The organism is Pseudodesulfovibrio portus (assembly GCF_026000375.1).
GTDB classification, from domain to species: domain Bacteria; phylum Desulfobacterota; class Desulfovibrionia; order Desulfovibrionales; family Desulfovibrionaceae; genus Pseudodesulfovibrio; species Pseudodesulfovibrio portus.
The window spans coordinates 127410-153095 of record NZ_AP026708.1 but is presented as its reverse complement, the minus strand read 5'-3'; the positions used below and the strand labels follow the sequence as shown (position 1 = coordinate 153095).

Below are 25686 nucleotides of genomic sequence, written 5' to 3'. Positions count from 1 at the left end.
GACGAAAAGTCGGCCTTTCAAACAGGATGCTGATGGCAATTTATTGAACGAATTCGGACATCTTGGCAAATACAGCGTGACCACCGTCATGCCGTTCCACGCCGAGCACGTCCTGCAGCTTGTCCACCTGCTTGAGCATCTGGTCGAGGCGCTGATCAGCGTTGACCAGCAGCCAGATGCGGCTGGTGCCGCCGCCGTTGACCGGCATGCAGGCGATGCCCTCCACATTGTAGGCCCGGCGGGCGAACAGGCCGCAGATATGCGACATGACGCCCGGATGATTCCTCACGGACAGTTCGATGACGGTCTGCTTACACATTTTTCTCACCTCCGATCATTTCGCTATTGGCGGCTCCGGGGGGAACCATGGGATACACGGGCTCGTCGGCGTTGATGACCACATGGATCAGGGACGGACCGGGCTCGGCCAGGGCCTCTGCCAGGGTACCGACCGGATCATCGCTGCTGCACAGGTCGTGTGTCTTGATGCCGAACCCCTCGGCTATCTTCATGAAATCCACGCTTCGGGTGTATTCGGACGCGGTGTAGCGCTTCCCGTAGAAAAGGTCCTGCTGCTGGCGGACAAGACCAAGCGCATTGTTGTTGGTCAGGATGATCTTGATCGGGATATCGTACTCCATGGCCGTGGCCAAGTCCTGGATATTCATCATGATCGAGCCGTCGCCGGAAAAGCAGATCACGGTGCGGTCGGGTGCGGCCAGGGCGGCTCCCAGGGACGCGGGCATGCCGAACCCCATGGTGCCCAGCCCGCCGGAGGTCAGCCAGGAACGCGGCGAGGTGAACGGATACACCTGGGCGGTACGCATCTGGTGCTGCCCCACGTCGGTGCAGACGATAGCGTTTTCGCCCGCCAACTCCGCCGCCTTGAGGATGACGCCGTACGGGGATGTCGGATCGTCAGCCCCGGGAACGACCATGGGGTGAGCCTTCTTGAGGGCCTGGACACCGCGATTCCAATCGACGCGATCCTGCTTCTCGATCAGAGGCAGGATTGCCGCCAGGGAATCCTTGACGTCGCCGGTCACGGACGCGGTGGCCGTCTTGATCTTGTCCAACTCGCTGGGATCGATGTCCATATGCACGATCTTGGCGTTGGGACAGAACTCCGGAACCTTGCCGGTTGCCCGGTCGTCGAAGCGGACGCCGATGGCCACGAGCAAATCGCACTCGTCCAGAGCCAGATTCGTATACCGTGCCGCGTGCATGCCGAGCATGCCGATGTCCAGCGGATGGGTCGTGGGCATGATTCCAAGCCCCATGAGGGTCATGGCAGCCGGGATGCCGCCCTTCTCGGCCAATTCCCTGGCCAACCCGGCGGAACCGGACTGGATGACGCCGCCGCCGAGATACAGGATGGGCTTCTCGGCCCGGTTGATCATGTCGGCCGCCCGCTGGACCTCGGCGGGAATCAACTCGGCGGTCGGTTCGGGCATGCCTGGCTCGGGCCACTCGTCGAACTCCACCTCGGCCATCTGAACGTCCTTGGGCACGTCGATAACCACCGGGCCGGGACGGCCGGAGGCGGCTATGCGGAAGGCGGCGGGAATGACGTGGAGCAGGTCTTCAGCGGACCGGACAAGAAAATTATGCTTGGTGATGGGCACGCTCAACCCGTAGGTGTCCACCTCTTGAAAGGCGTCGGTGCCGATCATGGCCAACGGCACCTGACCGGTGATGCAGATGATGGGGATGGAGTCGAGCTTGGCGTCGGCAATGGCCGTCAGGGTGTTGGTGGCGCCCGGACCGGACGTAGCGAAGAACACTGCAGGCTTGCCCGTGACTCGGGCCATGCCCTGGGCGATGAACCCGGCTCCCTGCTCATGCCGGGTCAGGATGTGCCGGATGGTCGACTGGCCGAGGGCGTCATAGAGAGGCAGATTCGCCCCGCCGGGTATCCCTGCGATGGTCTCTATGGACTGCCGCTCCAACAATTTGATGATGATTTCCGCACCGTTCAATTTCATGAGAGCCTCCTGTTTGAACCCGTCGTCTGCATCTGGCGGGAATCCCAACAAAAAACCCCCGCCGGTACGCACCGACGGGGGTTTTGAAAATCGATTGATATTATCCCGCTATGGCGCGTCCCTATAGACACCACCTACTACTACGTCCACTACGACGCATACGTCGGCCACGATTAGGCCGGCGGGAATAATGGAAATGGTGTTTTGAATGCGCAACATCGGAATGTTTCCTTTGATTTGTTATCAATTCACCTAATCGGGCCAACAAAAAAGGTCAAGCGTTTTTCGAGTCCCCCCAAACACTTGCCATTTCCGGACTTACCGCTATTATTCGGCGAACCCCGGAGGTACCCCATGGATATATTGGTAATCCTGGCCCATCCCGACCCGGCCAGCTTCAATCATGCCATTGCTCGCCAGGCGATACAAACGCTGAAAGACAACGGCCACGTACCCATCTTTCACGACCTCTGCGCCGAGGAATTCGACGCCCTCCTGCCTGCAGCAGAAATCCCCCGCAGGGCCGATCTTCCCGCGACCATCGCCGCCCATTGCCGGGAAACGGCGACGGCTGACGGCATCATTGTCGTGCATCCCAACTGGTGGGGCATGCCGCCCGCCATTCTAACAGGCTGGGTGGACCGTATCATGCGCCCCGGAGTGGCATACGAGTTCGTGGAAGGCGATTCGGGAGAAGGCGTACCCGTGGGATTGCTCAAGGCGGATAAAGCCCTGGTGTTCAACACGTCCAACACTTCCGCGGAACGGGAGGATCGCATTTTCGGTGATCCGCTTGACCGGATATGGAAAGATTGCGTTTTCGACCTGTGCGGCGTGCAGGACGTGACCCGGCACATCTTCCGCATCATCGTCACCAGCACATTGGAAGAACGGCAAACCTGGCTGGCCGAAGTAGCCGAGGCCGTGGCGAACGCGTTCCCGAAATCGTGATCACGACGACCGGTGAACCGTTGGAATGCGGCCGATCACAACTGATCACCCCCTGCTACAACCGGTCCACCGCCAGCCAGAAGGCAACGGTCCCCACGAGCAGGCGGACCACGTGGCCGACATGGAAATGGTAGCCCCAGTCAATGGCGAACATGGCGACCACCGCCACCACGAAGCCAGCCAAAATGCACTTCCGCCAGATATTCAACCGCAACAGATTCATTTTCACTCCGCAAAAAAGGGTTACGGAAATACCGTAACCCTTTTGTTTTCCTGACTCAACAGTTTTCAGGAATGAATCCTACTATTTTGCCGACTTCTTTTTCGGTGCCGACTTCTTCCTGGCCGGTTTCTTGTCGTTCTCGTCCTTGCCGTAGGCAATGAGCTTGTCTGCCAGTCCCTTGAGTTTGTCATCCACCATGCGGTTGATGGTATTCTTGGGGTACGCGCCGGATTTGGTGCGCTCACCGGCCTTGATGCCGGTCAGTATCTCGATCCCCTGGTCTATGTTCTTTACCGCCCAGACATGGAACTTGCCTGCCTTGACGGCCTCGATGACTTCCTCGCGCAGCATGAGGTCCTTGACGTTGGGGTACGGGATCATGACCCCTTGTTTTCCAGTCAACCCGGCGTTTTTGCAACACAAGTAGAATCCTTCAATTTTCTGGTTCACCCCGCCGATGGGCTGCACCTCGCCGTATTGGTTCACGGAACCCGTGACCGCCACGTACTGCCGGAGAGGCTGGCCCGAAAGGCTGGACAGGAGCGCATACAACTCGGTGGAAGACGCGGAATCACCGTCTATGCCGCCGTACGACTGTTCAAAGGCAATGGAGGCGGCCAGCGACAAGGGCTTGTCCTGGGCAAACCGACTGCGCAAAAACCCCGACAGGATGAGCATGCCCTTGTTGTGCGTCGGTCCGGACATGTCCGCCTCGCGCTCGATGTTGATGATCCCCTCCTTGCCCAGCGCGGTGACCGCCGTGATCCTGGCGGGCTTGCCGAACATGTAGTCGCCCAGGGAATAGACGGCCAGGCCGTTGACCTGGCCCACCACTTCGCCGTCCGTGTCCACGAACAGACTGCCCCGGTCGATCATCTCCTGGATGCGTTCCTCAACCTGATTGGCCCTGTATATCTTGGCCTGGACGGCTTCTTTCACATGATCGCCCGTGACCACCTCGGCCCCTGCCCGTCCGGCGAAAAAGTTCGCCTCGCTCAACAGGTCTGCCATGGCCGGGAAGGCGGTGGAGATCTTCTCCTGACGGCCCGACCAGCGCACAGCCTCCTCCATGACGGCGGCGACTCCACCGACATCAAAAGGCTTGAGCCCGTTCTTGTCTATCTCCTTGCGGATGAAACGGGCCACCTGGCGCATGGATTCGTCGGTAATGTCCATGCTCGACTCGTAATCCGCACGCACCTTGAATATCTTGGGGACGTCCTCGTCATAGTGCTTGAGCAGTGTATAGAGATACGGGCTGCCGAGAACCACGACCTTCACTTCCATTTTGATCGGCTCCGGCTTGAGGCCGGTGGCGCTGATGAAATAATACGGATCAAATGTTTCAATTTCGATCTCTTCGGTTTTCAGAGCCCGCTTCAATGTCTGCCAGACCCCCGGCTCCATGATCGCATCCATGAGATTGATCACCAGGTAACCGCCGTTGGCCTTGACGAAAGAACCGGCCTTGATCTTGGTGTAGTCCGTGTGCCAACCGCCGTTCCGGTCCATGACTCGTTCAATTGAGCCGAACAGATTTCGGTAGGTGGGATAGGATTCCACTATGACCGGCGCCCCCTCGGTTTCGGAATTGTCCACCAAGAGGTTGACCTGATAGGGGTGAAAGACCATTTGCGGCGACGGCCCGGGCAACATCAGTCCGGGGATGGGCCCCTGCTTTGCGCCGCCTCCCAATCCCTTGATGGCCTCCAGATCCTCGACCATGTTTTCCAGCATGGAATCCAGGAACTGCAACACCTTGTCGTCTTCGTGCTTCTTGCGCAGCGGCTTCATGAAATCCTGGGCCAACGCCATGAACATGAGCCGATCCACTTCCTCGTGCTTTTCTCCGACCTCCTTCTGAAGGGTCTTCAACTCCTGCACGATCTGGTCTATTTCTTCTTTTAATTCCAAACGCTTATCCCGCAAACGTTCAAACTCGTCCCGGGGAAAACGGCCATGCTCAACCAACTCTTCCAGCTCGATCATACGCTTGGGTTCGCCGTCCACGAGAGGGACCACGTCAGGCCGCTGGATAGGGCCCATCTGCATGCGGACCACGACCAGACCGGTGTCCTTCACCTGATCCTCGATGGCCTTGTAGAAGCTCATGACCTTCTTTTCATGGGCCTCGGCGATCTGGTTCTTGCGGTTGATGTACTCCTCACTCTCGAAGAGTTGCGGGGCTTCCCGCTTGATGACGTCGAGAAAGTTCTGGATGTCCTTCTTGAACCGTTCACCCTCGCCCGGCTTGAACCGGAGCATGATCGGCGCTTCCGGCTGCTTGAAATTGTTGACGTAGCACAGATCGCAAGGCGTCTGGTCGTTGTCCGTCATTTCCTCCAGAAGCCGACGCACCGTGGACAAACGGCCAAGGCCGGGCTCTCCTGTGACGAATATATTGTATCCCTGCTTGATCATCCCCATGCCGAAACGGAATGCCTCCACCCCGCGCCGCTGCCCGATGATCTCGTTCTGGGGATCCAGGTCGTCCGTGGTCTTGAAGGGAAGCTGCTTGGAATCGGGAGTCCACTTGAGCTTTTCAACGGGAACCTCACACGTGTCATTCTTTTTGACCATTGTTTGTCTCCGTATTTTATTTCCTTTTAATTTCAATCCGTTGTCCAGTCTGACTGATACATCTCGGCAGTTTCACGGTAAGTACGCCATCCTTGTAGACAGCTTTGACCCCGTTCGTACGGATGAGGCACGGCAGCCTGACTTCTTTGCGAAGGGTCCGCGAACTCCTGATCTTCCCGCTCACCTCGACATACTCCGCCGTAATGATCAATCGACGCTCATGCACGGATACCTGCACGTCATCGGGTTTGATGTTTCCCAATTCCAACCGGGCCACGAGGGTATCGCCTTCCTCGCTCAGTTCGAGATCGCCGGACATTCGGCAGACCATGGCCGGGAGGTCAAAGTCCAGGCACAAATCATCGAAAAGCCTATCCATTTCACTTCGCATGCGTGAAATCTCGTTACGGCTCCATCGTTTCAAATCAGCCATGAAAGCATTCCTCCTGAGCAGTATTCCTTCATACGAACTCATAGTCATGAAAGGATGTTACAAGCTATCATATATCGCAAAAAAAGGACAAGGGGGGCCGCCGAAAAAACGGCGGCCCCCCTTACTTGGCAAAAAAGGGATCGGAACTACAGGCTACGGAACAGGGAGGATACGGCCAGGACGACGAATCCGGTTGAAACGAGCCAAAACGGCCTCACGAGATCTTCAAGTGCGGGAACGGACATGACGTCAATCTGAATGAGGATGCCGACCACTCCGATGATGACGCCGATTACCCAGGTGATCAACTGCGGTGCGCTCAGATTCATGAACAAAGGCTCCATTACTTTGCTATTGGTTGCGATCTATTCGGAATTCTTGACAAATTCCTCAGCTTCCGCTTTGGGAAGCGGCTTCGAGTACAGATAGCCCTGACCGTAATCGCATTGCAATGAATAAAGCAAGTCCCTTTGGCGCTCGGTTTCGATGCCCTCCGCCACCACGCGCAGGCGCAAACTGTGCGCCATGTTGACGATGGCACGGACAATCTCAATGTTTTCGGGGGCCGTTTCCATCCTCTGGACAAAGCTCAAGTCTATCTTGAGCTGGTCCGTTGGAAACTTCTGAAGATAGCTCATGGAGGAATACCCGGTGCCGAAATCGTCGATAGACAGCATGATGCCGAGTTTTTTCAACATGTTCAGCTGGTTGACGGACTTGACCGCATCCAGCATGACGACCGTTTCCGTGATCTCAAGCTTGAGGCAACTGGCCGGCAGCCCGGTGCTGTCCAAGATTCGTCCCACCGAGGTCGCCAATGCCGCTTCGGAAAACTGCCTCGCGGAAATGTTGACGGCAATGTTGAGATCCCTGGCAGCGGGATATTTCTGCCGCCACCCTTCCATGACATGGCAGGCCTCTTCAAGAATCCGGATTCCAAGCTCGACGATCAACCCGGTCTCCTCGGCCACCGGAATGAACTCACCGGGGCTGACCATGCCGCGATCCGGATGATTCCACCGCGTCAGGGTCTCAAACCCGTAGAGTGTGCCGTCCGCAAGATTGACTATGGGCTGAAAATACGGTTCGAATTCACCCGCCTTCAGGGCGCGGATGAGATCCTGCTCCATGGCCAGGACATTGACGACTCCTTCCCGCATCTTCTTGTTGTAGACGACGATGCGGCTCTTGCCCCGTTGCTTGGCCTCATTCATGGCCACCTGGGCATTATGGACCATGTCTTCGGCATCCACATGTCCCGCCGACGCGATCTCGTAACCGATGCTGGCTGAAATGGTGAACTTGTTGCCGTCCACGTCAATCGAATCCTTGATGGAATTGTGGATCATGGCAATGAGGCCGCTGACATCCGATTTACGGGCAACATCTTCAATAAGAACGCCGAATTCATCGCTTCCGAACCGGGCCACGGTGTCCGCAGGACGAACCGTCTTCTGCAGTTGGACGGCAATGGCCACCATGAGTTTGTCACCCACGGAGTGGCCATAGTGGTCATTCACGGCCTGGAATCGGTCCAGATTGATATACAGGACCGCGAACCACCCCTCGGACCGGGAGGCACGCTCCGCAGCCTGTCCCACGCGGTCAATGAACAGTGCCCTGTTCGGGAGGCCTGTCAGGGAATCATGCAGCGTCCGGTGCTCCAGTTGCCGCTCCATGCTCTTCCTGTTGGTGACGTCACGCATGGACACGCGAATGCCCATCTCCTCACCTTCCTCGCCATGAATGGCGTGCCTGACCATGCTCAGCCACTTGAGCTTGGCGCCGGCGTCGTTGATCCTGAAGTCCAGGCTCTTCTCGTCGTCCAGGCTTTCATCGCTTATGAAGCTGAGCCATCCGGGAAGATCGTCCCGGTGAATAATGCGCTGTATCAGCGTAGGATCGTCCTGAAACTGCTCGGGATTATACCCGCTGATCCGTTCACAGGACGGCGACATGTAATGAATCCCGCCATCCTGGGCAAACCAGATTTCCCAGTCGTAGTTGTAATCGGCCACCATGCGGTAGCGCTGTTCCGATTCCTTGAGCGCCACCTGGGAGGCCTCAAGCTCCGCCACGGTCGCTTCCAGACGGCGGGTCGTTTCTTCAAGGGAGCGTTTTTTCCTGTGCAGGTCGGCAAAAATATTCGTTTTTCCTCGCAAAACCTCTGGCTCGACAGGCTTGATAAGGTAATCGACCGCCCCGAGTTCATACCCACGGAAAATATGTCGCTGCTCCTTGCTGATGGCCGTGATGAAGATGATGGGGATATGCTTGGTGGCTTCCGAACTGCGCAATTCCTCGGCCAGTTCGAAACCATTCATCCCCGGCATCATGACGTCCAGCAACGCCACGGCATAATCGTGATCCTCCAGGCTTTCCAAGGCCTGCGATGCGGACTCCGCCATCACCAGGTTCAAGTCATATCCCTTGAGGATTCCCTTGATCAGCCTGAGATTGATCTGTTCGTCATCAACGACGAGAACATCAACTATTTCACTCATCACAACTCGTATTTTTTTATACCACATGCGCAGATAGTACCATTAACATATGCCCAACACCGTGAAAATGGTTTTATAATATTCAAAGCAATGGTCGGTTGCACGGCAACAGGCCGGACAACAAATGCCGGCGGTTTGACATTTCCAGGCAAAAACGTTTAGACGCCAAGCTCTCAAAAAGGATAAGGAGACCTCATGCCCGAAAAACGCGCACGCTTCATGCAGGCCTTGGACGACCACCACCAGTGGCCCTGCCCCTATGTCTACAAATTCATCATGCCCACGGATAAACTGCCGGATTTCACCGCCCTGTTTCCCGAGGACAAGATCGAGACCAGGACATCGAAAAAAGGGAAATATACCAGTGTAACCATGGTTTCGAACATGTGTTCGGCAGTCGCTGTCATGGAAGTTTACGAGAAAGCCGCCCAGGTGCCCGGATTAATGTCCTTATAATCTACCCCCACGCCTTTACACGCCCACATGGTGTGCTTACAATAGTCCCGTGCGATCGAATCGCACTTGTTACATGTATTCATACAACACTCAGACGGAGACTGCCATGTGGGAATATACCGACAAAGTAAAAGAACATTTTCTCAACCCGCGCAACGCGGGTAAGATCGAAGACGCGGACGGCATCGGCGAAGTCGGCTCGTTGGCCTGCGGCGATGCGTTGACGCTCTATATCAAGGTTGATGACGACAACATCATCACGGACGCCAAATTCCAGACCTTTGGCTGCGCCAGCGCCATCGCCTCCAGCTCCGCCCTCACGGAGATGCTCATCGGCAAGCCCGTTGAAGAGGCGGAAAAGCTGACCAACAAGGACATCGCCGAATACCTCGGCGGTCTCCCACGCGAAAAGATGCACTGCTCGGTCATGGGCCAGGAAGCCCTGGAGCAGGCCATCAAGAACATGCGCGGCGAGGCCGGCACCAAGGCGGAACATTCCCACGAAGGCGAGTTGATCTGCGAATGCTTCGGTGTCTTCGACGAGGAAATCCTGCAGGCCATCAAGGCAAACGACCTCAAGTCGGTGGAAGACATCACCAACTTCACCAAGGCCGGTGGCGGCTGCGGCAAATGCCACGAGGACCTGGAACGTTTGCTGGCCGAGGCTCAAGGCGAGGCCGCTGCCTGTGCAACGCCCTCCGCCACCCCTGCCTATCCGGCTGAGGGCATGACCAACATCCAGCGCATGCACCTCATCGAATCGGTCATTGACGACGACATCCGTCCCGCTCTTCAGGCCGACGGCGGCGACATCCGCCTGATGGACATCGACAAGACCTCGGTCACGGTCCAGTTCATGGGCATGTGTTCCGGCTGCCCGTCAAGCAAGGCCACCCTGAACAATCTGGTACAGGGAAAGCTCCGGGAAAAGGTCGACCCCGCGATCACCGTGACGGAGGGCTAAATCATGAAGACCATTTACCTGGACAACAACGCCACCACGCAGGTGGACCCGGCTGTTTTCGAGGCCATCAAGCCCTATTTCACCGAACTGTACGGCAACCCCTCTTCCATGCACCGCTTCGGCGGTCAGGTCGGCGTGACCATCAAGGAAGCCCGGTCCTCCGTGGCCAAACTCCTGAACTGCGACAGCGACGAGATAATATTCACCTCCTGCGGCTCTGAATCTGACAACACCGCCATCCGCTCGGCGCTGAACTCCCGTCCGGACAAGCGCCACATCATCACCACCGCAGTGGAACACCCGGCTGTCCTGAGCTTCTGCAAGTTCCTCGAAAAGAAGGAAAACTACGAAGTAACCTACCTCGGCACCGACGAACGGGGACGGCTCGATCTCGATGAATACCGGAAAGCCATTAGCCCCGACACGGCCATCGTCTCGGTCATGTGGGCCAACAACGAGACCGGCAACATCCATCCCATCGAGGAAATGGCGCAGATCGCCCGGGACAACGGCGTGATCTTCCACACCGACGCGGTCCAGGCCGTGGGCAAGGTGTCCATAGACCTCAAGTCCTCTGCCGTGGACATGCTTTCCCTCTCCGGCCACAAGCTGCACGCCCCAAAGGGCGTAGGAGCGCTGTATGTGCGCAAGGGCCTTATGTTCCGCCCGTTGCTCATCGGCGGCCACCAGGAACGGAGCCGCCGCGCCGGCACCGAGAACACCACCGGCATCATCGCCTTGGGCAAGGCGTGCGAACTGGCCGCCAAGAACATGGAGACCGAGAATACGGTCGTCAGCCGCTTGCGCGACAAGCTTGAGGCAGGTCTCCTGGCCGCCATCCCGGACTCCAAGGTCAACGGCGACCCCGAAAACCGATTGCCCAACACGACCAACATCTCTTTCGGCTACGTCGAGGGCGAAGCGATCCTGCTCATGATGGATCAGTTGGGCATTGCGGCCAGCTCCGGCTCGGCCTGCACCTCCGGCTCCCTCGAGCCCTCCCACGTGCTCAAGGCCATGAGCGTGCCTTTCACCTTTGCCCATGGGTCCATCCGGTTCAGCCTGAGCCGGTTCAACACGGAAGAGGAAATCGACTTCGTGATCGAGAACCTGCCGCCCATCATCGAGAACCTGCGCAAGATGTCCCCCTTCTCCGCCGAGAAGGAAGGGCTCGCCTGCACCGGACCGGGGAGCATGCAATGAAAATAGCCAATGACATGACGGAACTTGTCGGCCGCACGCCGATGGTTCGCCTGAACCGGCTCTCCGAAGGGCTGGGCGCGACCCTGGTCGCCAAACTGGAATTCAACAACCCATGCGGCTCGGTCAAGGACCGCATCGCCAAAAACATGATCGAGGCCGCCCTTGAAAGCGGGGCCATCGATCAGGACACGACCCTGGTGGAACCCACCAGCGGCAACACCGGCATAGGCCTGGCGTTCGTTTGCGCGGTCAAGGGGATGAAGCTCGTCCTGACCATGCCCGAGTCCATGTCCATCGAAAGACGCAAGCTGCTCAAGGGACTCGGGGCCGAACTGATCCTCACCCCGGCCGCCGAAGGCATGAAGGGTGCCATTGCCAAGGCCGAGGAAATTGTCCGGAACACGGACAACGCCCACATGCTCCAGCAGTTCGAAAACAGTGACAACCCGGCCATGCACCGCAAGACCACTGCGCTCGAGGTCTGGGAAGACACCGACGGCCAGGTGGACATCTTCGTGGCGGGAGTGGGCACGGGCGGCTCCATTTCCGGCGTGGCCGAGGTGCTCAAGGGCAAGAAGCCTGAACTCAAAGCCGTGGCAGTCGAGCCGGCGGCCTCCCCGGTCCTGTCAGGCGGGCAGCCCGGCCCGCACATGATCCAGGGCATCGGCGCGGGCTTCGTGCCGAAGACACTGAACACCGACATCGTCGACGAAATCATCCGCATGGACAACGACACGGCCATCGAAACCGCCAAAAAGCTGATCGTCAAGGAAGGCATCCTCGGCGGCATCTCTTCCGGCGCCAACTGCGCTGCGGCACTGGAATTGGCCAACCGCCCGGAAAACAAGGGCAAGATGATCGTTTTCATCGTCTGCGACACCGGCGAACGCTACCTGAGCACCCCACTGTTCGATTAGGAAGGACGACATGACCGAAGACCAATATTCCCTTGCGGACGTGGTGGCGCTGCTCACCGAATCCGGCGACAGCGGCTCCGCCTCCCACCGCTATTCCGAGGACTCCCCCATGCCGTCCGTGGACGTGCTCTCGAAAATCGTCGAGGACCTGCGCTGCGTCCTGTTCCCGGGCTATTTCGGTCCGTCGGACATCACGCCGGACACCATGCCCTACTACCTCGGCGCGACCCTGGACCAGCTGACCCGCAGTCTGGCCGACCAGATCAACCGCGGGTACTGCTTCGTCTGCGACTCCACCAGGAAGGAACGGTGCAAGGACTGCGAGAGCAGGGCCAAACGTACCGCCGAGGCACTGATAGCCCGACTGCCGAAGATCAGGGAATTGCTCCTCACGGACGTGGAGGCGGCCTATGACGGCGACCCGGCGGCCAAGACGCACGGCGAGACCATCTTCTGCTACCCGTCCATCCGCGCCCTGACCAACCACCGGATCGCCCACGAGTTGTATCTGCTCGACGTGGACATCATCCCCCGCATCATCGGCGAGATGGCCCACTCGGACACGGGCATCGACATCCACCCCGGCGCGACCATCGGCAAATCCTTCTTCATCGACCACGGCACCGGCACCGTTATCGGCGAAACCGCAATCATCGGCAACAACGTCCGCATCTACCAGGGCGTCACCCTGGGCGCGAAAAGCTTTCCCAAGGGCGAAGACGAGCGGCTGATAAAGGGGTTGCCCCGCCACCCCATCGTGGAGGACGACGTCATCATCTATGCAGGGGCCACCATCCTTGGCCGCGTGACCATCGGCAAGAAGGCCGTCATCGGCGGCAACATCTGGATCACGCGCGACGTCCCGGCAGGCGCGCAGATCGTTCAATCAAGGGCCATGCAGCAATCCTTCGAGCACGGCGGCGGCATCTGACCGCCAATGCAAGAACACGAAAAGGGACGGACGCCGAAGCGCCCGTCCCTTTCAACTTGATTTTCCGAACCTTATTTTTCCAGATCCTGCACCATGGACGCCAGGCTCTGTCCCGAGGGGGACCTTGCTTCCGGATCTTTGGCGAGAATGTCTTTCCAAACCTTGAGAGCTGCCTGTTTGTCGTTCAGATCGTGCAGGTAGACAATGCCCATGTTGTAACGGGAGGTCATGTGCGTCTTGTCCAGGGCTGCGGCATGGCCGAAGGCCTCCACCGCCTTGTCGAACCGCCCGGTCCGGCGGTACATGACGCCGAGGTCGGACCAGACGTTCACCTGCATGGGTTTGAGGGCCAGTGCCCGCTCATAGGCGGTCACGGCCTGCTCATTGAGATCGTGGTCAAAACAGAAATTGCCGAGCTCCACCCACTTGGCCGCGTTGGTCGGGTCGGCCTGGGCCGCCTTTTCCAGGTTGGCCAGGGCCACAGGATTGGCCTCGTGCGGCTCCACCCCGGTCTGTGCAGGCGCGGACTGGGAAGTCGCCCCGGCCCGTTGCTGCTGTTGACCGACGTACAACATGGTGATGGCGTTGCCAATGAACGCCCCCACGGCAAGGGCCAGAAAAACCAGCAGAATAGCTGAACTTTTCTTTATATAATGTTCCTTGATTTCCTCGATTTCCCGTTCTCTCTTGTGAACGCCCATATTTCTTTCTCCTGATGATGAATTCCGTATTTCAGACCTGCTCGGTCAGGAAAAACCAAAACACGTTTTTTCTCATGTGTAAACAATGTGCAACCGGTCATGGAAGCCGTGCAATGCTTGACTTCCAAACCGACTTATACCAAGTTACAGCGTCACTTTTGAACGTCAACTTTTATCTAAAGAAATATACGGTTCCCGGAGGACTGAGAGACTCATGAGCGATTACAAGAAAACCCTGCTTCTGCCCAAAACCCAATTCCCCATGAAGGCCAACCTCAAGCAGCGCGAGCCCGAAATGCTCAAGTTCTGGGAGGAAATCAAGGCCTACGACGCCATGACCGAAGCCGGGGACGCTAACAACGACTACGTCCTTCATGACGGCCCGCCCTACGCCAACGGCCATATTCATATGGGCACAGCCCTGAACAAGGTCCTCAAGGACATCGTGGTCAAGTCCCGCAACATGCAGGGACAGAAGGCGCAGTATGTGCCGGGTTGGGACTGCCACGGCCTGCCCATCGAGCACAAGGTCGAGCAGGAACTCAAGAAGAAGAACAAGGAACTCGACACCCTGACCATTCGCAAGATTTGTCGCTCCTACGCAGCCAAGTGGCTGGATACCCAGCGCAAGGAATTCAAGCGCCTCGGCGTGCTCGGCGTGTGGGACGATCCATACATGACCATGAAACCGGAATACGAGGCGGCCACCGCCCGCGAACTGGGCCGTTTCATGGAACGCGACGGCGTGGTTCGCGGCAAGAAGCCCATCTACTGGTGTTGCGACTGCCGCACCGCCCTGGCCGAGGCCGAGGTGGAATACGAGGACCACACCTCCCCGTCCATCTACGTCCGCTTCCCCATGGCCGATGCGAATTTCAGGAAGATCGCCGATGTGGACGTGTCCAGACTGTTCATCCTCATCTGGACCACCACCCCCTGGACCATCCCCGACAACATGGGCGTGGCCGTGCACCCCGACTTCGACTACGCGCTGGTCGAGGTGAACGGCGACTGCTACGTGCTGGCTGAAGGCCTGCTCGAGGAATGCGCGGGCAAGTTCGGCTGGGACGCTCCCAAGACCCTGGCCACCTTCAAGGGCGCCGATCTTGAGGGTCTTGAGGCCAAGCACCCCATCTATGACCGCGTGTCCAATGTGGTCCTGGCCGATTACGTGACCCTGGAGACCGGCACAGGCTGCGTGCACACCGCCCCCGGCCACGGTCGCGAGGACTTCGAGACCGGCCTCAAGTACGGCCTGGAAATATATTCGCCCATGAACGATCGCGGCCAGTTCCTGCCCGAGGTCGAACATTTCGCCGGACTGAACGTCTGGGACGCCAACCCCAAGGTCATCGAAAAGCTGACCGAACTGGGCAACCTGATGGCATCGGAGAAGATCACCCACTCCTATCCCCATTGCTGGCGGTGCAAGGAGCCGGTCATCTTCCGGGCCACCACCCAGTGGTTCATCGGCATGGACGAAAACGACCTGCGCCAGCGTGCGCTTTCAGCCATCCGCAACGACGTGAAGTGGGTCCCGTCCTGGGGCGAGGAACGCATCTACAACATGATCGCAAACCGCCCGGACTGGTGCATCTCCCGCCAACGCAACTGGGGCGTGCCCATCTCGGCCCTGATCTGCGAGGACTGCGACGAGACCTGGTTCGACGCCCAATGGGTCTATGACATCTGCGACAAGTACGCACAGCACGAAACCGGCTGCGACTACTGGTTCGAGGCCCCGCTCGAGGAGATCGTGCCCGAAGGGCTGACCTGTTCCAAATGCGGCGGCAACCACTGGAAGCGCGAAACCGACATCCTGGACGTCTGGTTCGACTCCGGCACCAGCTATGCCGCCGTTGTCGAGCAGCGCAAGGAGACCCGCTTCCCGGCCGACCTGTACCTGGAAGGCTCGGACCAGCATCGAGGCTGGTTCCACTCCTCCCTGCTCGCCTCCGTGGGTACCCGCGAGACCCCGCCCTACAAGACCGTCCTGACCCACGGCTACGTGGTGGATGCCGAGGGCCGCAAGATGTCCAAGTCCATCGGCAACGTCATCGCGCCCCAGGAGATCATCGACAAGTTCGGCGCCGAAATCCTGCGCATGTGGGTATCCGCCTCCAACTATCAGGAAGACATCCGCATCTCGGACGAGACCCTGAACCGGCTCGTGGACGCCTACCGGCGCATCCGCAACACCTGCCGCTACCTGCTGTCCAACCTCAACGACTTCGACCCGGCAAACCAGGTCGCAGCGGGAGACCTGCTGCCCCTGGACCGCTACGCGCTGGACATGGTGTCCCGCCATCACGCGACCGTGCAGGAAGCCTACAGAAAATTCGAATTCCACAAGGTCTACCACACCCTGCACAACCTGTGCGTGGTCGACCTGTCCGCCTTCTACCTGGACATCATCAAGGACCGCCTCTACGTCGAGGAGGAGAACGGCCTCAAGCGCCGCTCCGCCCAGACCGTGCTCTGGCAGATCCTGCTCATGCTGCTCCAGGACATGGCCCCGGTCCTGTCCTTCACCGCAGAGGAAGCCTTTCAGAACCTGCCCGACGCCATCAAGGCCGCCCTGCCGCAGGACAAGACGATGTTCGCCCTGCGCTTCACCCCCGACGCCACCGGCCTGACCGGGGACGAACGGGCCAAGTGGGAAAAACTGGCCCTGGTCCGCGGCGAGGTGAACAAGGCCATCGAGCCCAAACGCAAGGACGGCGTCATCGGCAAGTCCCTGGACGCAAAGGTGACCCTGTACGCCACCGAGGAAATTCGCACCCTGGTCGAGGCGCAAGAGGTTGACTCGCGCGAGTTCTTCATCGTCTCCAAGCTGGAGCTGGCCGATCTTGCGGACGCACCCGCAGACGCCTTCCAGGGCGAGGACATGACGGACCTCAAGGTGGGCGTTGCAGCGGCCGCAGGCGACAAGTGCGAACGGTGCTGGCGCATCTCCGAGGACCTGGGCACCGACCCGGACTACCCGGATGCATGCCCGCGCTGCACCGCTGTGCTGAAAACCCTCGCCTAGGGGACGTATGAACCGCTACAAGCTTGCAACCATATGGGCTGCGGCCACCGTGATCATTGATCAGATCACCAAGCTGATCGTGCACAACACCATGCAGGTGTGGACGGGCGAGCCGATCATCCCCGGCTTCTTCAACCTTGTGCACGTGCTCAACAAGGGCGCGGCCTGGGGGTTCCTGGACAACGAGTCCATCGACTGGCAACGGCCCATGTTCATTGCCATCTCCGTGGTGGCCGTGGCGGTCATCGGTTGGATGCTGCGCACCCTGGATGATGGTGACAGGTGGATGATCGCCGGACTGGGCATGATCGCGGGCGGGGCCATCGGCAACGCCATCGACCGGACCTGGCTCGGTTTCGTCATCGACTTCCTCGACTTCTACGTGGGCACGTACCACTGGCCCGCCTTCAACGTGGCTGACAGTGCGCTGACCGTGGGAGCCGGATGCATCATCATTTCCATGTTATTCAACAAGAAGACGGCCGAATAGCCGCCATCATTCAATATCTCAAGGAGTTATCATGTTTGCAGATTTTTCAGCCCTGACACCGACCCAGTGGGCCATTGTCCTCGTCTCCGTCGGGGCCTGCTTCGGCTACAGCGCCTGGGCCATTCTGGACGTCTGGAAACGGAACTTCGAATCCCCCACGGAAAAAAGCCTCTGGATGCAGATATGCATTTTTATTCCCATTCTCGGTGCAACCGCGTATCTATTTCTTGGCAGAAAAAGAGGGAGCAAAATATCATGATAAATTTTACCAAGTATATCATAGTATTGCTGATCGGCATTTTCATGTTCGGCCTGACCGGTTGCGTCACCAAGACCGACGTGGAAACCATCCAAATGGAACGCCAACAGGACCTGAACCGCATCAAGCAGCTTGAGGCCGAGCTGGATGAATCCAAGCAGCTCCTCAAGGAAGAGATCAACAAGTCCAACGATCCGCTCCGGGCGCGTTCCGCCGATATGTGGGTGGAAATCCAGTCCCTGCGCACCGATTTCGCCAAGCTGCGCGGCCAGTTGGATGAGCTGAACATCCGCATGGATCGCCAGGTTGGGGATGCCGATTCCGCCATCACGGTGGAACTGCTGGAGAAACGTCTCCACGAGGTGGAATTCGCCATGGAAAACCAGCTGGCGGTCGAGCTGCCCAAGGTCTCGACCCAAGAGGTTGATCCCATGGACGTCCAGCCTGCGGCAGCAGACGCTGCAACCCCGGACAATGCCGAGACAACCGTTCAGCCCGCCACAACCGGCCGGGAACCCGCAGCAACCCCGGCAGAGCCTCCGGCGGACACAGACCCGGCCAAGGCCCTCTACGACAAGGCCTACGCCCTGTACAAGGAAGGCCAGTACGAAAAGGCCCGCTCCTACTGGGCCGAGTTCACAGACACCTTCCAGGCCCACTCCTTCACGCCAAGCGCCACCTTCTGGCAGGGACAATGCTATTACCAGCTCAAGGACTACGCCAGGGCGGTCATCCTGTTCGAGGATGTCATCGAAAAATACAAGAAGAGCTCCAAATACAAGTCCGCCCTGCTCAAGGCCGGTTATTCCTGGAACCACCTGGACAAGCCCGAACTGGCCAAACTGCGGCTGCAGGAAGTGGTCAAGAGTTTCCCCAAGTCCGTGGAGGCCACCCAGGCCAAGCGGACCCTGGACAAAATGTAATTATTGCTCTTCCGCATCATCTTGTGCCATATTCGCCACTTAGGATAATCAAATGAAAGAAGTCATCAAAGGTTTCCGCAAAATCGTCTACCTCTCCTTCCCGCCGGAAGTGTCCGGAAGGCCGGTGGTCTGCAACCTGCTCAGGAATTTCGACCTGAGCTTCAATATCCTCAAGGCTGACATCAGCCCCCGCCACGAAGGGACCATGACCCTCGAGGTCTCCGGCCTGGAAACTGATTTCCACAAGGGAATCGGCTATCTCAAGGAAAACGGCGTCCGCATCACCCCGGTCGCCCACAAAATATTCCGGGATGAGGAATCCTGCATCCACTGCGGAGTGTGCACGGCCATGTGCCCCACCGACGCCCTCATCCTGGAAAAATCCGACAGGACCATTGTTTTCGACGTGGACAAATGCTCGGCCTGCGGCATGTGCACCCGCGTCTGCCCGGTCAAGGCCATGACCCTGGACCTGGACGAGAACGGCAGGCAATAAAACCGCTAGGGGGATTCATGAGCGAAGAAAAAAGGTCGTTTTCCCGCATCCAGGTCAGGCTCAAGGCGCTGGCCCGGACCATGCATTCCATCGACTCCCCCCAATTGTTCACCGGCGACGCCATCGACTTTTCCGCTGCCCGCGACGATCTGTTCAGCAAAAGCAAGCTGCCGGAAGAGCTGATCAACTTTCTGACGGAGATGGACAGGAAGCTGGACCGCGTCATCGGCCTGCTCAGTCAGGACCAGGTCCGGTCCGACTTTTCCATGGACATTGAAGTGACTGAAATATCCGGTGCCGGGTTGAAATTCCGTTCAACGGACCATTTCGAACCCGGCCAGCCTCTTGAGATCATCCTCTACCTCAGTCAGGCCCCCCTGCGCATGGCCGGCAGCAAAGGCTGCATCCTTGACAAGGAAGCCGACACCGGCCTCTACCGCTTCGAATTCGTCGATATGCGTGGCTCCGACATGGAGGCCATCGTCCAATTCGTGTTCAAAGAGCAACGGGAACAAATACGAAATTCCAAAATGTAGCCGCCCCCCAGGAGTGACTCAATGACCAGCAACGATGAATTGGTGAAGGATTTGATGAGCCGGGTCTCCGACCAGCTCGTAAACAGCCTCAAAGAGACCATAACCGTGGCTGTGGAAAAGCAAATCGCCAAGAGTCTTTCCAAAGCGTTGCTGGAAGGCGAATTCTACCGCCGGGTCAATGACGACCTGCAGGAAGGATTCAAGCAGATTTACCGGGAAGTGAAGGCGGCGCGCGGCGGCACCGAAATCGTGTGCATCGAATCGGAATTCGACCCGGAAGAAATTTTCTCCGAGACCTCGGACCAGCTCGACGCCGTGCTCCGCACCACGGAAAAAGCGGCGGTTGAAATCATCGACATAGTCGAGAAACTCCAGGACCTCCAGGCTACCGTGGCGGGCATCGTCAAGGACTTCGAGTCCGGCGGCGTGACCAAGGAGAACCGGGGAAAACTCACCGACATCAACAACACCTTGGGCATGGACCTGCAGAACATCATGGTCTCCTTGAGCTTTCAGGACCTGACCGGCCAACGCATCGAGAAGATCATCAACTCCCTGCGCCAGATCGAAAAGATCGTACGCGAAGTCATGCTTTCCACCGGCCTGATGATCCAGCAGCGGGAAAAAGAGCCCGAAAAGGACATCGACTCCCTGTCGGCAGATGCCAAGAATGCGGCCACCTCCAAGCTCGAAGGTCCGTCCGAGGGGACCAATCAGGGCGACGTGGACGACCTGCTCGCCTCCCTCGGCCTGGATTGATCCATCCTGCCCTCGACAGTAAAAAGGCCGCGCCGGATATCCGGCGCGGCCTTTTTGCGGCGATTTGCAACTGCCTAATTGAGCAGGACCAATCCGGCGAGGCCGAGCAGGAAGAGAAAGCCCATCGAGTCCGTGATGGTGGTCAGGAATATGCTTGAAGCCTGGGCCGGGTCGCGCCCCAATTCCTTGAGCAGCAGAGGAATGGATGCACCGGCAAAAGCCCCCAGCAGCATGTCCATGCCCAGCGCGGCTCCCATGACCGTGGCCAGAAGCGGTTTGCCCGTAACGATCAGGGCGGCACAGAAGACCAGCGACGCGATGATCACGCCGTTGAGCAAGCCGATGCGCAATTCACGCAGCACGGCAAGCCAGGCCCGTTTGCGGTCGAAACGCTCCATGACCATCTGGCGGATCATGACGGCCAGGGCCTGCTGGCCGGTGTTGCCCGCCTGGTTGGCCACAACGGGCATGAGCACGGCGAGCACAGCCATTTCGGTGATGTTGCCCTCGAAAAGGTGGACCACCCAGGCCGACATGGCCGAAAAAATCACGTTCATGATCAACCAGGGCAGCCGCACACGCACGGAATAAAGCCACGGAGAGTCCGTGGTCTCGTCCGCACCGGCACCGACCATGGCCTGCATGTCTTCGGAAGCCTCTTCGTGGATGATGTCGATGACGTCATCGACGGTGACCACGCCGAGCAACCGGTTGCCGAAGTCCACCACGGGCAGGGCCAAAAGATTGTAGTGGGCGATGAGGTGCGCCACTTCTTCCTTGTCGATGTTGTAGCCCACGGTGATCAGATTCTGGGTCTTGACCAGATCCTTGAGGGTCACGCCCCTGCGGGCCAGAAGAAGGTCGCGAAGGGACACGACACCCACCAGACGGTCTTTCTTGTCGGTCAGGTAGGCGTAATAGGGAACTTCCTTGTCCTCGACTTCCTGGCGAATCTGGGACACGGCCTGATCGGCATTGAGGTCCTGATCGAGGATGACCACTTCGGTATTCATGACACCACCCGCCGTATCCGGGTCGAATGTCAACAGCGTCTTCAGTTCCGCCCGCTCCTCGGCCGGAACCCGGCTGAGAAGGGCTTTCTGGAGATCATCGTCAAGGGTGTCCAGAAGGTCGGTGGCGTCATCCGGGGACATTTCGTCCACGATCCTGGCGGCCAACCCGCGATTGAGATTGGATATGAGCGCCTTCTGGTCGTGCTCATCCATTTCCGCAATGGACTCGGCAGCGTCCTTGATGGGAAGCTGCTTGATGAATTTGACCTGATCGATGATGTCGAGACCTTCAATGGTTTCGGCAGCATCCGCAGGGTGCTGGGCTTCGAGTTCGGCGGCGGTCAGGCCGTCGAATTCTTCGTCCTGCTGGGTGGTGATACTCTCTTTGACGCTCATGGGCCAAATCCCTAGCCCAAATTAAGGGTCAGGTCAAAGTTTTACACCATCCGAGACGTTATATTGATGTGAAATATTTCATCAACCCCCCTACCCCTTGACGAAAGAGCCAGTGTGCCTTACTTGCCTTCATCACCCATAATAAATGGACGCAAACATGCCGACCACCATCTTTGACGATTTTTTCCAGGCAGAAGCCCGGATGTTCCTCCTGGCGACCATCCGCATAGCCCTTGCCGAGGACGCCTCGGACCTGACAAGCATGGGCCTTTTCACCGACAGCGACATGGCCCAGGCCATGATCGTGGCCAAGCAGGACACAGTGGTAGCGGGGCTGCCCATCATCCCGCTGGTTCTCGAATTCGGCGGTGAATCCTGCCAGGCCCACCTCAACGTGGACGACGGCGACAGGGTCTCCGCCGGAACCATGGTAGCCGCCTTGCAAGGCCCGGCCCTGCAACTGCTCAAGGCCGAGCGGGTTATCATGAACTTCCTCTGCCACCTCTCCGGCATCGCAGACCTGACGGCTCGATACGTCGAAGCGCTCAAGGGAACCAAGACCCAACTCCTGGACACGCGAAAGACCTTGCCGGGTCTCCGCTTCCCTGAAAAATACGCGGTCCTGGCCGGCGGCGGCCAGAATCATCGGCTGACGCTGGCCGACATGCTCATGCTCAAGGACAATCACATCGATCGGGCGGGTTCCATCACCCAGGCAGTGAGCCGGCTTCACGCCGTACACTCGCCCTGCCCGCCCATCGAAGTCGAATGCCGCACGTTGGAAGAGGTTACGGAAGCGAGCCAGTGCGACATCAAGCGCATCATGCTCGACAACATGGACGCCAAAACGGCCAAAAAGGCCCTGTCCATGATCCCGGACACCATCGAAACGGAAATCAGCGGCAACGTCTCCTTGGAAACCATCCGCCAAGTTGCGGAAATCGGGCCGAACTATATCTCCGTTGGCAAGCTCACGCACTCTGCCCCGGCGTCGGACTTCAGCATGCAATTCATACCCTTAGGCTAAAGAGGAACATTGTGGAAAACCCTGCGCAGCGCATAGAGCGCATCAAATCGGAAATGGGCGACAGGCTGTCCATCCTCGGCCATCACTACCAGACGGACGACGTCATCCATTTTACAGACATCCAGGGCGACTCCCTGGAACTGGCTCGCAAGATCACCAATCTCGACGCCGAACACATCGTATTCTGCGGCGTCTTCTTCATGGCGGAATCCGCCGCCATCCTCTGCCGGGACGACCAGAAGATCCACATCCCCGACGTCACCGCCTCCTGCCCCATGGCTGACATGGCCGAGGCCGGACGGGTCAGAAAAACTCTTGAAATTCTTCAAAAAGACGGACGAAAAATCGTTCCGCTCACCTATGTGAACTCATCGGCGGCCGTAAAGGCGGTGGTCGGTGAATACGACGGCTCGGTCTGCACCTCGGCCAATGCCCGGACCATGCTCGACTGGGCCCTCAATCAGGGGGACGCGGTCCTGTTCCTGCCGGACATGCATTTGGGCTGCAACACCGCCAACCTGCTCGGAATCCCCGAAGACAAGCGGCTTGTCCTGCCCAAGGACGTCATTGACGGCGACCCGGCCCTGCACGTCGATCCGGCAGCCGCCGACGACAAGAGGCTCATCCTCTGGCCCGGCTACTGCCCCATCCATGAGGAATTCACCCTGGATTCCACCCGGGCCATAAGGGAAACTGAACCCGAGGCAAAGATCGTGGTCCACCCTGAATGCTCGCCGTCAGTGGTCGAAGCTTCCGACGGCAACGGTTCAACCACCTTTTTGATCAAATACGCCGAGGAAGCCGATGACGGCACCACCATCTACATCGGCACCGAGGAAAACCTGGTGAACCGGCTGGCCGCCCGATACGAAGGCCGTAAGGTCATCAGGCCGCTCCTTTCCAGCCAGTGCGAAGACATGGGCAAGATCACCGTGGAAAAACTCGCCGATACTCTGGAAAACCTGAATTACTCCAATCCCGTCACGGTCAGCAACGCCATCAGGGAACCCGCCCGTCGGGCCCTGGAGCGCATGCTGGCCGTTTGCTCCTAGCGCCCGACACGTGCTAAAGGCTTGGTCATGAACAACTTCCGCCTGCAAACTGACGCCCTGATCATCGGCTCCGGCATTGCCGGATGCGTGGCCGCCCTCACTCTGGCCGAGCAGGGATGCAACGTCATCATTCTCACCGCTGCTCCCGATCTCAAAGTCGGGAACACCTCCCTGGCACAGGGCGGCATCGTCTACCGCAACGAGAACGATGATCCCAGGATTCTCGAAAAGGACATCATGACCGCCGGCTGGAAGCAGAATTTCACCAGTTCCGTCCGTTTTCTGTCCCGCAAGGGACCGGAAGTGTTGAAAGAAATCTTTCTGGAAAAATACCGGATTCCCTTCAACCAACGCCAACCGGGCGACTGGTTCCTGACCAAGGAAGGCGGCCACTCCATGGCCCGCATCCTCTACTGCGACGACCATACCGGTCGGAACATCATGGAAGTCCTGTCCGAGGCCGTATCCGAACACGCCAACATCCGTGTCCTGACCAAGCGCACGGCCGTCGACCTGCTTACCACCCAGCACCACGCCAAACACCTTGATTTCAAGTACAGCCTTTCCAACAAGTGCGTGGGCGCCTACGTCTTCAACGAGGAAGTGGGCAAGGTTGAAACCATTTTATCCAAATTCACCCTGCTGGCCACCGGCGGCGTCGGGCAGATATACCTGCACACCACCAATACCGGAGGCTCAATCGGTTCCGGCCTGGCCATGGCCCACCGTGCGGGTGCACGGCTCATGAACTGCGAATACGTTCAGTTCCACCCCACGACCCTCTACGGCGGCTCCAAACGCGGTGAGCGCCGTTTCCTGGTCTCCGAGGCGGTACGCGGCGAAGGTGCCGTCCTCATCAACCGATTCGGCGACCCCTTCATGACCCGGTACGATCCCAGGGCCGACCTGGCCCCGCGCGACATCGTCACCCGGGCCATCATGGACGAAATGCTGGCCACGGACGACGACTGCGTCTACCTGGACGTGTCCAAGGTCAAGGACGACGTCAGCCACCGTTTTCCCACCATCTTCGACCGATGCCGGAAAATGGGCATCGACATGGCCTGCGAGCCCGTGCCCGTGGTCCCCGCCGCCCACTATTTCTGCGGCGGCGTCCTGGTGGACAACCGAGGCCGCACCAACCTCGACCGTCTGTATGCCGCCGGAGAATGTTCGTGCACCGGCGTCCATGGCGCAAACCGGCTGGCCTCGACTTCACTGCTTGAAGGCATGCTCTGGGGGCACAGCGCCGGCCAGGACATCGCCTCCCGCATGAACCGTTCCGCATCGTTGAGCCGCAAGCTCAACGAATCCATCCCGGACTGGATCAGCTACGGCCACAACCAGGACGAGGACCCCGCCCTCATCGCTCAGGACTGGGCCAACATCCGCAACACCATGTGGAACTATGTGGGCATCACCCGCACCAGCAGCCGGCTGCAGCGAGCCTTCTCGGACATGCGCAAGCTGACCAAGAACCTGCAGGATTTCTATAAGGAAACCGAACTCAGCAAGGCCCTCATCGACCTGTTCCACGGCTCCCAGGCGGCATACATCGTCACCCTGGCCGCCCTGCGGAACAAGGAAACCAAAGGCTGCCATTTCCGTATCGACTAGCCGTACGGGGACACCCTCTGCATAGAGGATTTTCACCACTATCCTCAGTTGTTAGCCCCATTAATTACTCTCTTTCCGCCATCTTCGGACGGTTCTCTAGACTATGGTCCAGACAAGTTCATGACACATCCAACACGCTGTCATAATTGCATGTTAGAAATACTCTAGACTTTTTCGAGAGTTTTTTACCGTTCATTCCGGTGAATTAACGAAACACAAAAAGAGAAAAGCCGATCGCG

The 25686-nt window shown here is 58.5% G+C and carries 25 protein-coding genes; 16 read left to right on the top strand and 9 right to left on the bottom strand.

What is annotated here, in order from left to right; genetic code table 11:
* Positions 1-40 precede the first annotated feature (40 nt).
* Entirely contained in the window at positions 41-319 is a 279-nt protein-coding gene (gene ilvN, locus OO730_RS00780) for an acetolactate synthase small subunit (protein ID WP_264982680.1), read from the bottom strand.
* Positions 312-1985, bottom strand: a complete 1674-nt coding sequence (gene ilvB, locus OO730_RS00775) for an acetolactate synthase large subunit (protein WP_264982679.1) — start codon at positions 1983-1985, stop codon at positions 312-314. Before ilvB ends, ilvN begins: the two co-directional genes overlap by 8 nt.
* A gap of 354 nt (positions 1986-2339) precedes the next feature.
* On the opposite strand from ilvB, the gene OO730_RS00770 reads away from it, so the two are divergent.
* Complete coding sequence (locus OO730_RS00770) at positions 2340-2936, top strand: NAD(P)H-dependent oxidoreductase (protein ID WP_264982678.1); 597 nt, start codon at positions 2340-2342, stop codon at positions 2934-2936.
* Positions 2937-2991: 55 nt separating this feature from the next.
* On the opposite strand, the gene OO730_RS00765 is transcribed toward OO730_RS00770, so the two are convergent.
* The 5 genes from OO730_RS00765 to OO730_RS00745 all read right to left on the bottom strand — a co-directional run bounded on the left by OO730_RS00765 (position 2992) and on the right by OO730_RS00745 (position 8676).
* Positions 2992-3120: a hypothetical protein gene (locus OO730_RS00765; protein WP_264982677.1), complete on the bottom strand. Its 129-nt coding sequence runs from the start codon at positions 3118-3120 to the stop codon at positions 2992-2994.
* Positions 3121-3240: 120 nt separating this feature from the next.
* Positions 3241-5739 (bottom strand): Lon protease family protein, encoded by a 2499-nt coding sequence (locus OO730_RS00760; RefSeq protein WP_264982676.1) that lies wholly within the window; start codon positions 5737-5739, stop codon positions 3241-3243.
* Between the two features lie 16 nt (positions 5740-5755).
* The gene (locus OO730_RS00755) at positions 5756-6172 is read right to left on the bottom strand and encodes an Hsp20/alpha crystallin family protein (RefSeq protein ID WP_264982675.1); all 417 of its coding nucleotides are present in this window, start codon (positions 6170-6172) and stop codon (positions 5756-5758) included.
* A gap of 146 nt (positions 6173-6318) precedes the next feature.
* Positions 6319-6501 carry a hypothetical protein gene (locus OO730_RS00750; protein ID WP_264982674.1) on the bottom strand — a complete coding sequence of 61 codons (183 nt, stop codon included), beginning with the start codon at positions 6499-6501 and terminating at the stop codon, positions 6319-6321.
* A gap of 36 nt (positions 6502-6537) precedes the next feature.
* Entirely contained in the window at positions 6538-8676 is a 2139-nt protein-coding gene (locus OO730_RS00745) for a putative bifunctional diguanylate cyclase/phosphodiesterase (protein WP_264982673.1), read from the bottom strand.
* Positions 8677-8871: 195 nt separating this feature from the next.
* Here OO730_RS00745 and OO730_RS00740 point away from each other — a divergent pair, with 195 nt between their 5' ends.
* From OO730_RS00740 to epsC, 5 genes are all read left to right on the top strand, one after another.
* Positions 8872-9132, top strand: coding sequence for a DUF493 domain-containing protein (locus tag OO730_RS00740; RefSeq protein WP_264982672.1), 261 nt, complete (start codon positions 8872-8874; stop codon positions 9130-9132).
* 106 nt (positions 9133-9238) lie between these two features.
* Positions 9239-10096: a Fe-S cluster assembly protein NifU gene (gene nifU / locus OO730_RS00735; RefSeq protein ID WP_264982671.1), complete on the top strand. Its 858-nt coding sequence runs from the start codon at positions 9239-9241 to the stop codon at positions 10094-10096.
* Between the two features lie 3 nt (positions 10097-10099).
* Positions 10100-11299 carry a cysteine desulfurase NifS gene (gene nifS / locus OO730_RS00730; RefSeq protein WP_264982670.1) on the top strand — a complete coding sequence of 400 codons (1200 nt, stop codon included), beginning with the start codon at positions 10100-10102 and terminating at the stop codon, positions 11297-11299.
* Positions 11296-12216: a cysteine synthase A gene (gene cysK / locus OO730_RS00725; RefSeq protein ID WP_264982669.1), complete on the top strand. Its 921-nt coding sequence runs from the start codon at positions 11296-11298 to the stop codon at positions 12214-12216. Before nifS ends, cysK begins: the two co-directional genes overlap by 4 nt.
* A 10-nt stretch (positions 12217-12226) precedes the next feature.
* A complete protein-coding gene (gene epsC, locus OO730_RS00720; protein WP_264982668.1) occupies positions 12227-13147 on the top strand; it encodes a serine O-acetyltransferase EpsC in 921 nt (306 codons plus the stop codon).
* 71 nt (positions 13148-13218) lie between these two features.
* Here the strand turns inward: epsC and OO730_RS00715 are convergent, their stop codons facing one another.
* Positions 13219-13848: a tetratricopeptide repeat protein gene (locus OO730_RS00715; RefSeq protein ID WP_264982667.1), complete on the bottom strand. Its 630-nt coding sequence runs from the start codon at positions 13846-13848 to the stop codon at positions 13219-13221.
* A gap of 214 nt (positions 13849-14062) precedes the next feature.
* On the opposite strand from OO730_RS00715, the gene ileS reads away from it, so the two are divergent.
* From ileS to OO730_RS00680, 7 genes are read left to right on the top strand one after another with little or no spacing between them, the layout of a single operon-like run.
* Positions 14063-16879, top strand: a complete 2817-nt coding sequence (gene ileS / locus OO730_RS00710) for an isoleucine--tRNA ligase (protein ID WP_264982666.1) — start codon at positions 14063-14065, stop codon at positions 16877-16879.
* 7 nt (positions 16880-16886) lie between these two features.
* On the top strand, positions 16887-17369 hold the full coding sequence (gene lspA, locus OO730_RS00705) for a signal peptidase II (protein WP_264982665.1): 483 nt from the start codon (positions 16887-16889) through the stop codon (positions 17367-17369).
* Positions 17370-17400: 31 nt separating this feature from the next.
* A complete protein-coding gene (locus OO730_RS00700; RefSeq protein WP_264982664.1) occupies positions 17401-17628 on the top strand; it encodes a PLD nuclease N-terminal domain-containing protein in 228 nt (75 codons plus the stop codon).
* Positions 17625-18551: a tetratricopeptide repeat protein gene (locus tag OO730_RS00695; protein WP_264982663.1), complete on the top strand. Its 927-nt coding sequence runs from the start codon at positions 17625-17627 to the stop codon at positions 18549-18551. The genes OO730_RS00700 and OO730_RS00695 overlap by 4 nt, the downstream gene beginning before the upstream one ends.
* 52 nt (positions 18552-18603) lie before the next feature.
* Positions 18604-19047, top strand: a complete 444-nt coding sequence (locus OO730_RS00690) for an NIL domain-containing protein (protein WP_264982662.1) — start codon at positions 18604-18606, stop codon at positions 19045-19047.
* 17 nt (positions 19048-19064) lie between these two features.
* Positions 19065-19583, top strand: a complete 519-nt coding sequence (locus OO730_RS00685) for a PilZ domain-containing protein (protein ID WP_264982661.1) — start codon at positions 19065-19067, stop codon at positions 19581-19583.
* Between the two features lie 21 nt (positions 19584-19604).
* A complete protein-coding gene (locus tag OO730_RS00680; protein WP_264982660.1) occupies positions 19605-20342 on the top strand; it encodes a protein phosphatase CheZ in 738 nt (245 codons plus the stop codon).
* A gap of 74 nt (positions 20343-20416) precedes the next feature.
* On the opposite strand, the gene mgtE is transcribed toward OO730_RS00680, so the two are convergent.
* Positions 20417-21751, bottom strand: a complete 1335-nt coding sequence (gene mgtE / locus OO730_RS00675; RefSeq protein ID WP_264982659.1) for a magnesium transporter — start codon at positions 21749-21751, stop codon at positions 20417-20419.
* Between the two features lie 157 nt (positions 21752-21908).
* Here mgtE and nadC point away from each other — a divergent pair, with 157 nt between their 5' ends.
* The 3 genes from nadC to nadB are packed head-to-tail and all read left to right on the top strand — an operon-like array spanning position 21909 to position 25447.
* Entirely contained in the window at positions 21909-22778 is an 870-nt protein-coding gene (gene nadC, locus OO730_RS00670; RefSeq protein WP_264982658.1) for a carboxylating nicotinate-nucleotide diphosphorylase, read from the top strand.
* 8 nt (positions 22779-22786) lie between these two features.
* On the top strand, positions 22787-23830 hold the full coding sequence (nadA, locus tag OO730_RS00665) for a quinolinate synthase NadA (RefSeq protein WP_407681914.1): 1044 nt from the start codon (positions 22787-22789) through the stop codon (positions 23828-23830).
* A gap of 27 nt (positions 23831-23857) precedes the next feature.
* A complete protein-coding gene (nadB, locus tag OO730_RS00660; protein ID WP_264982656.1) occupies positions 23858-25447 on the top strand; it encodes an L-aspartate oxidase in 1590 nt (529 codons plus the stop codon).
* Positions 25448-25686 lie beyond the last annotated feature (239 nt).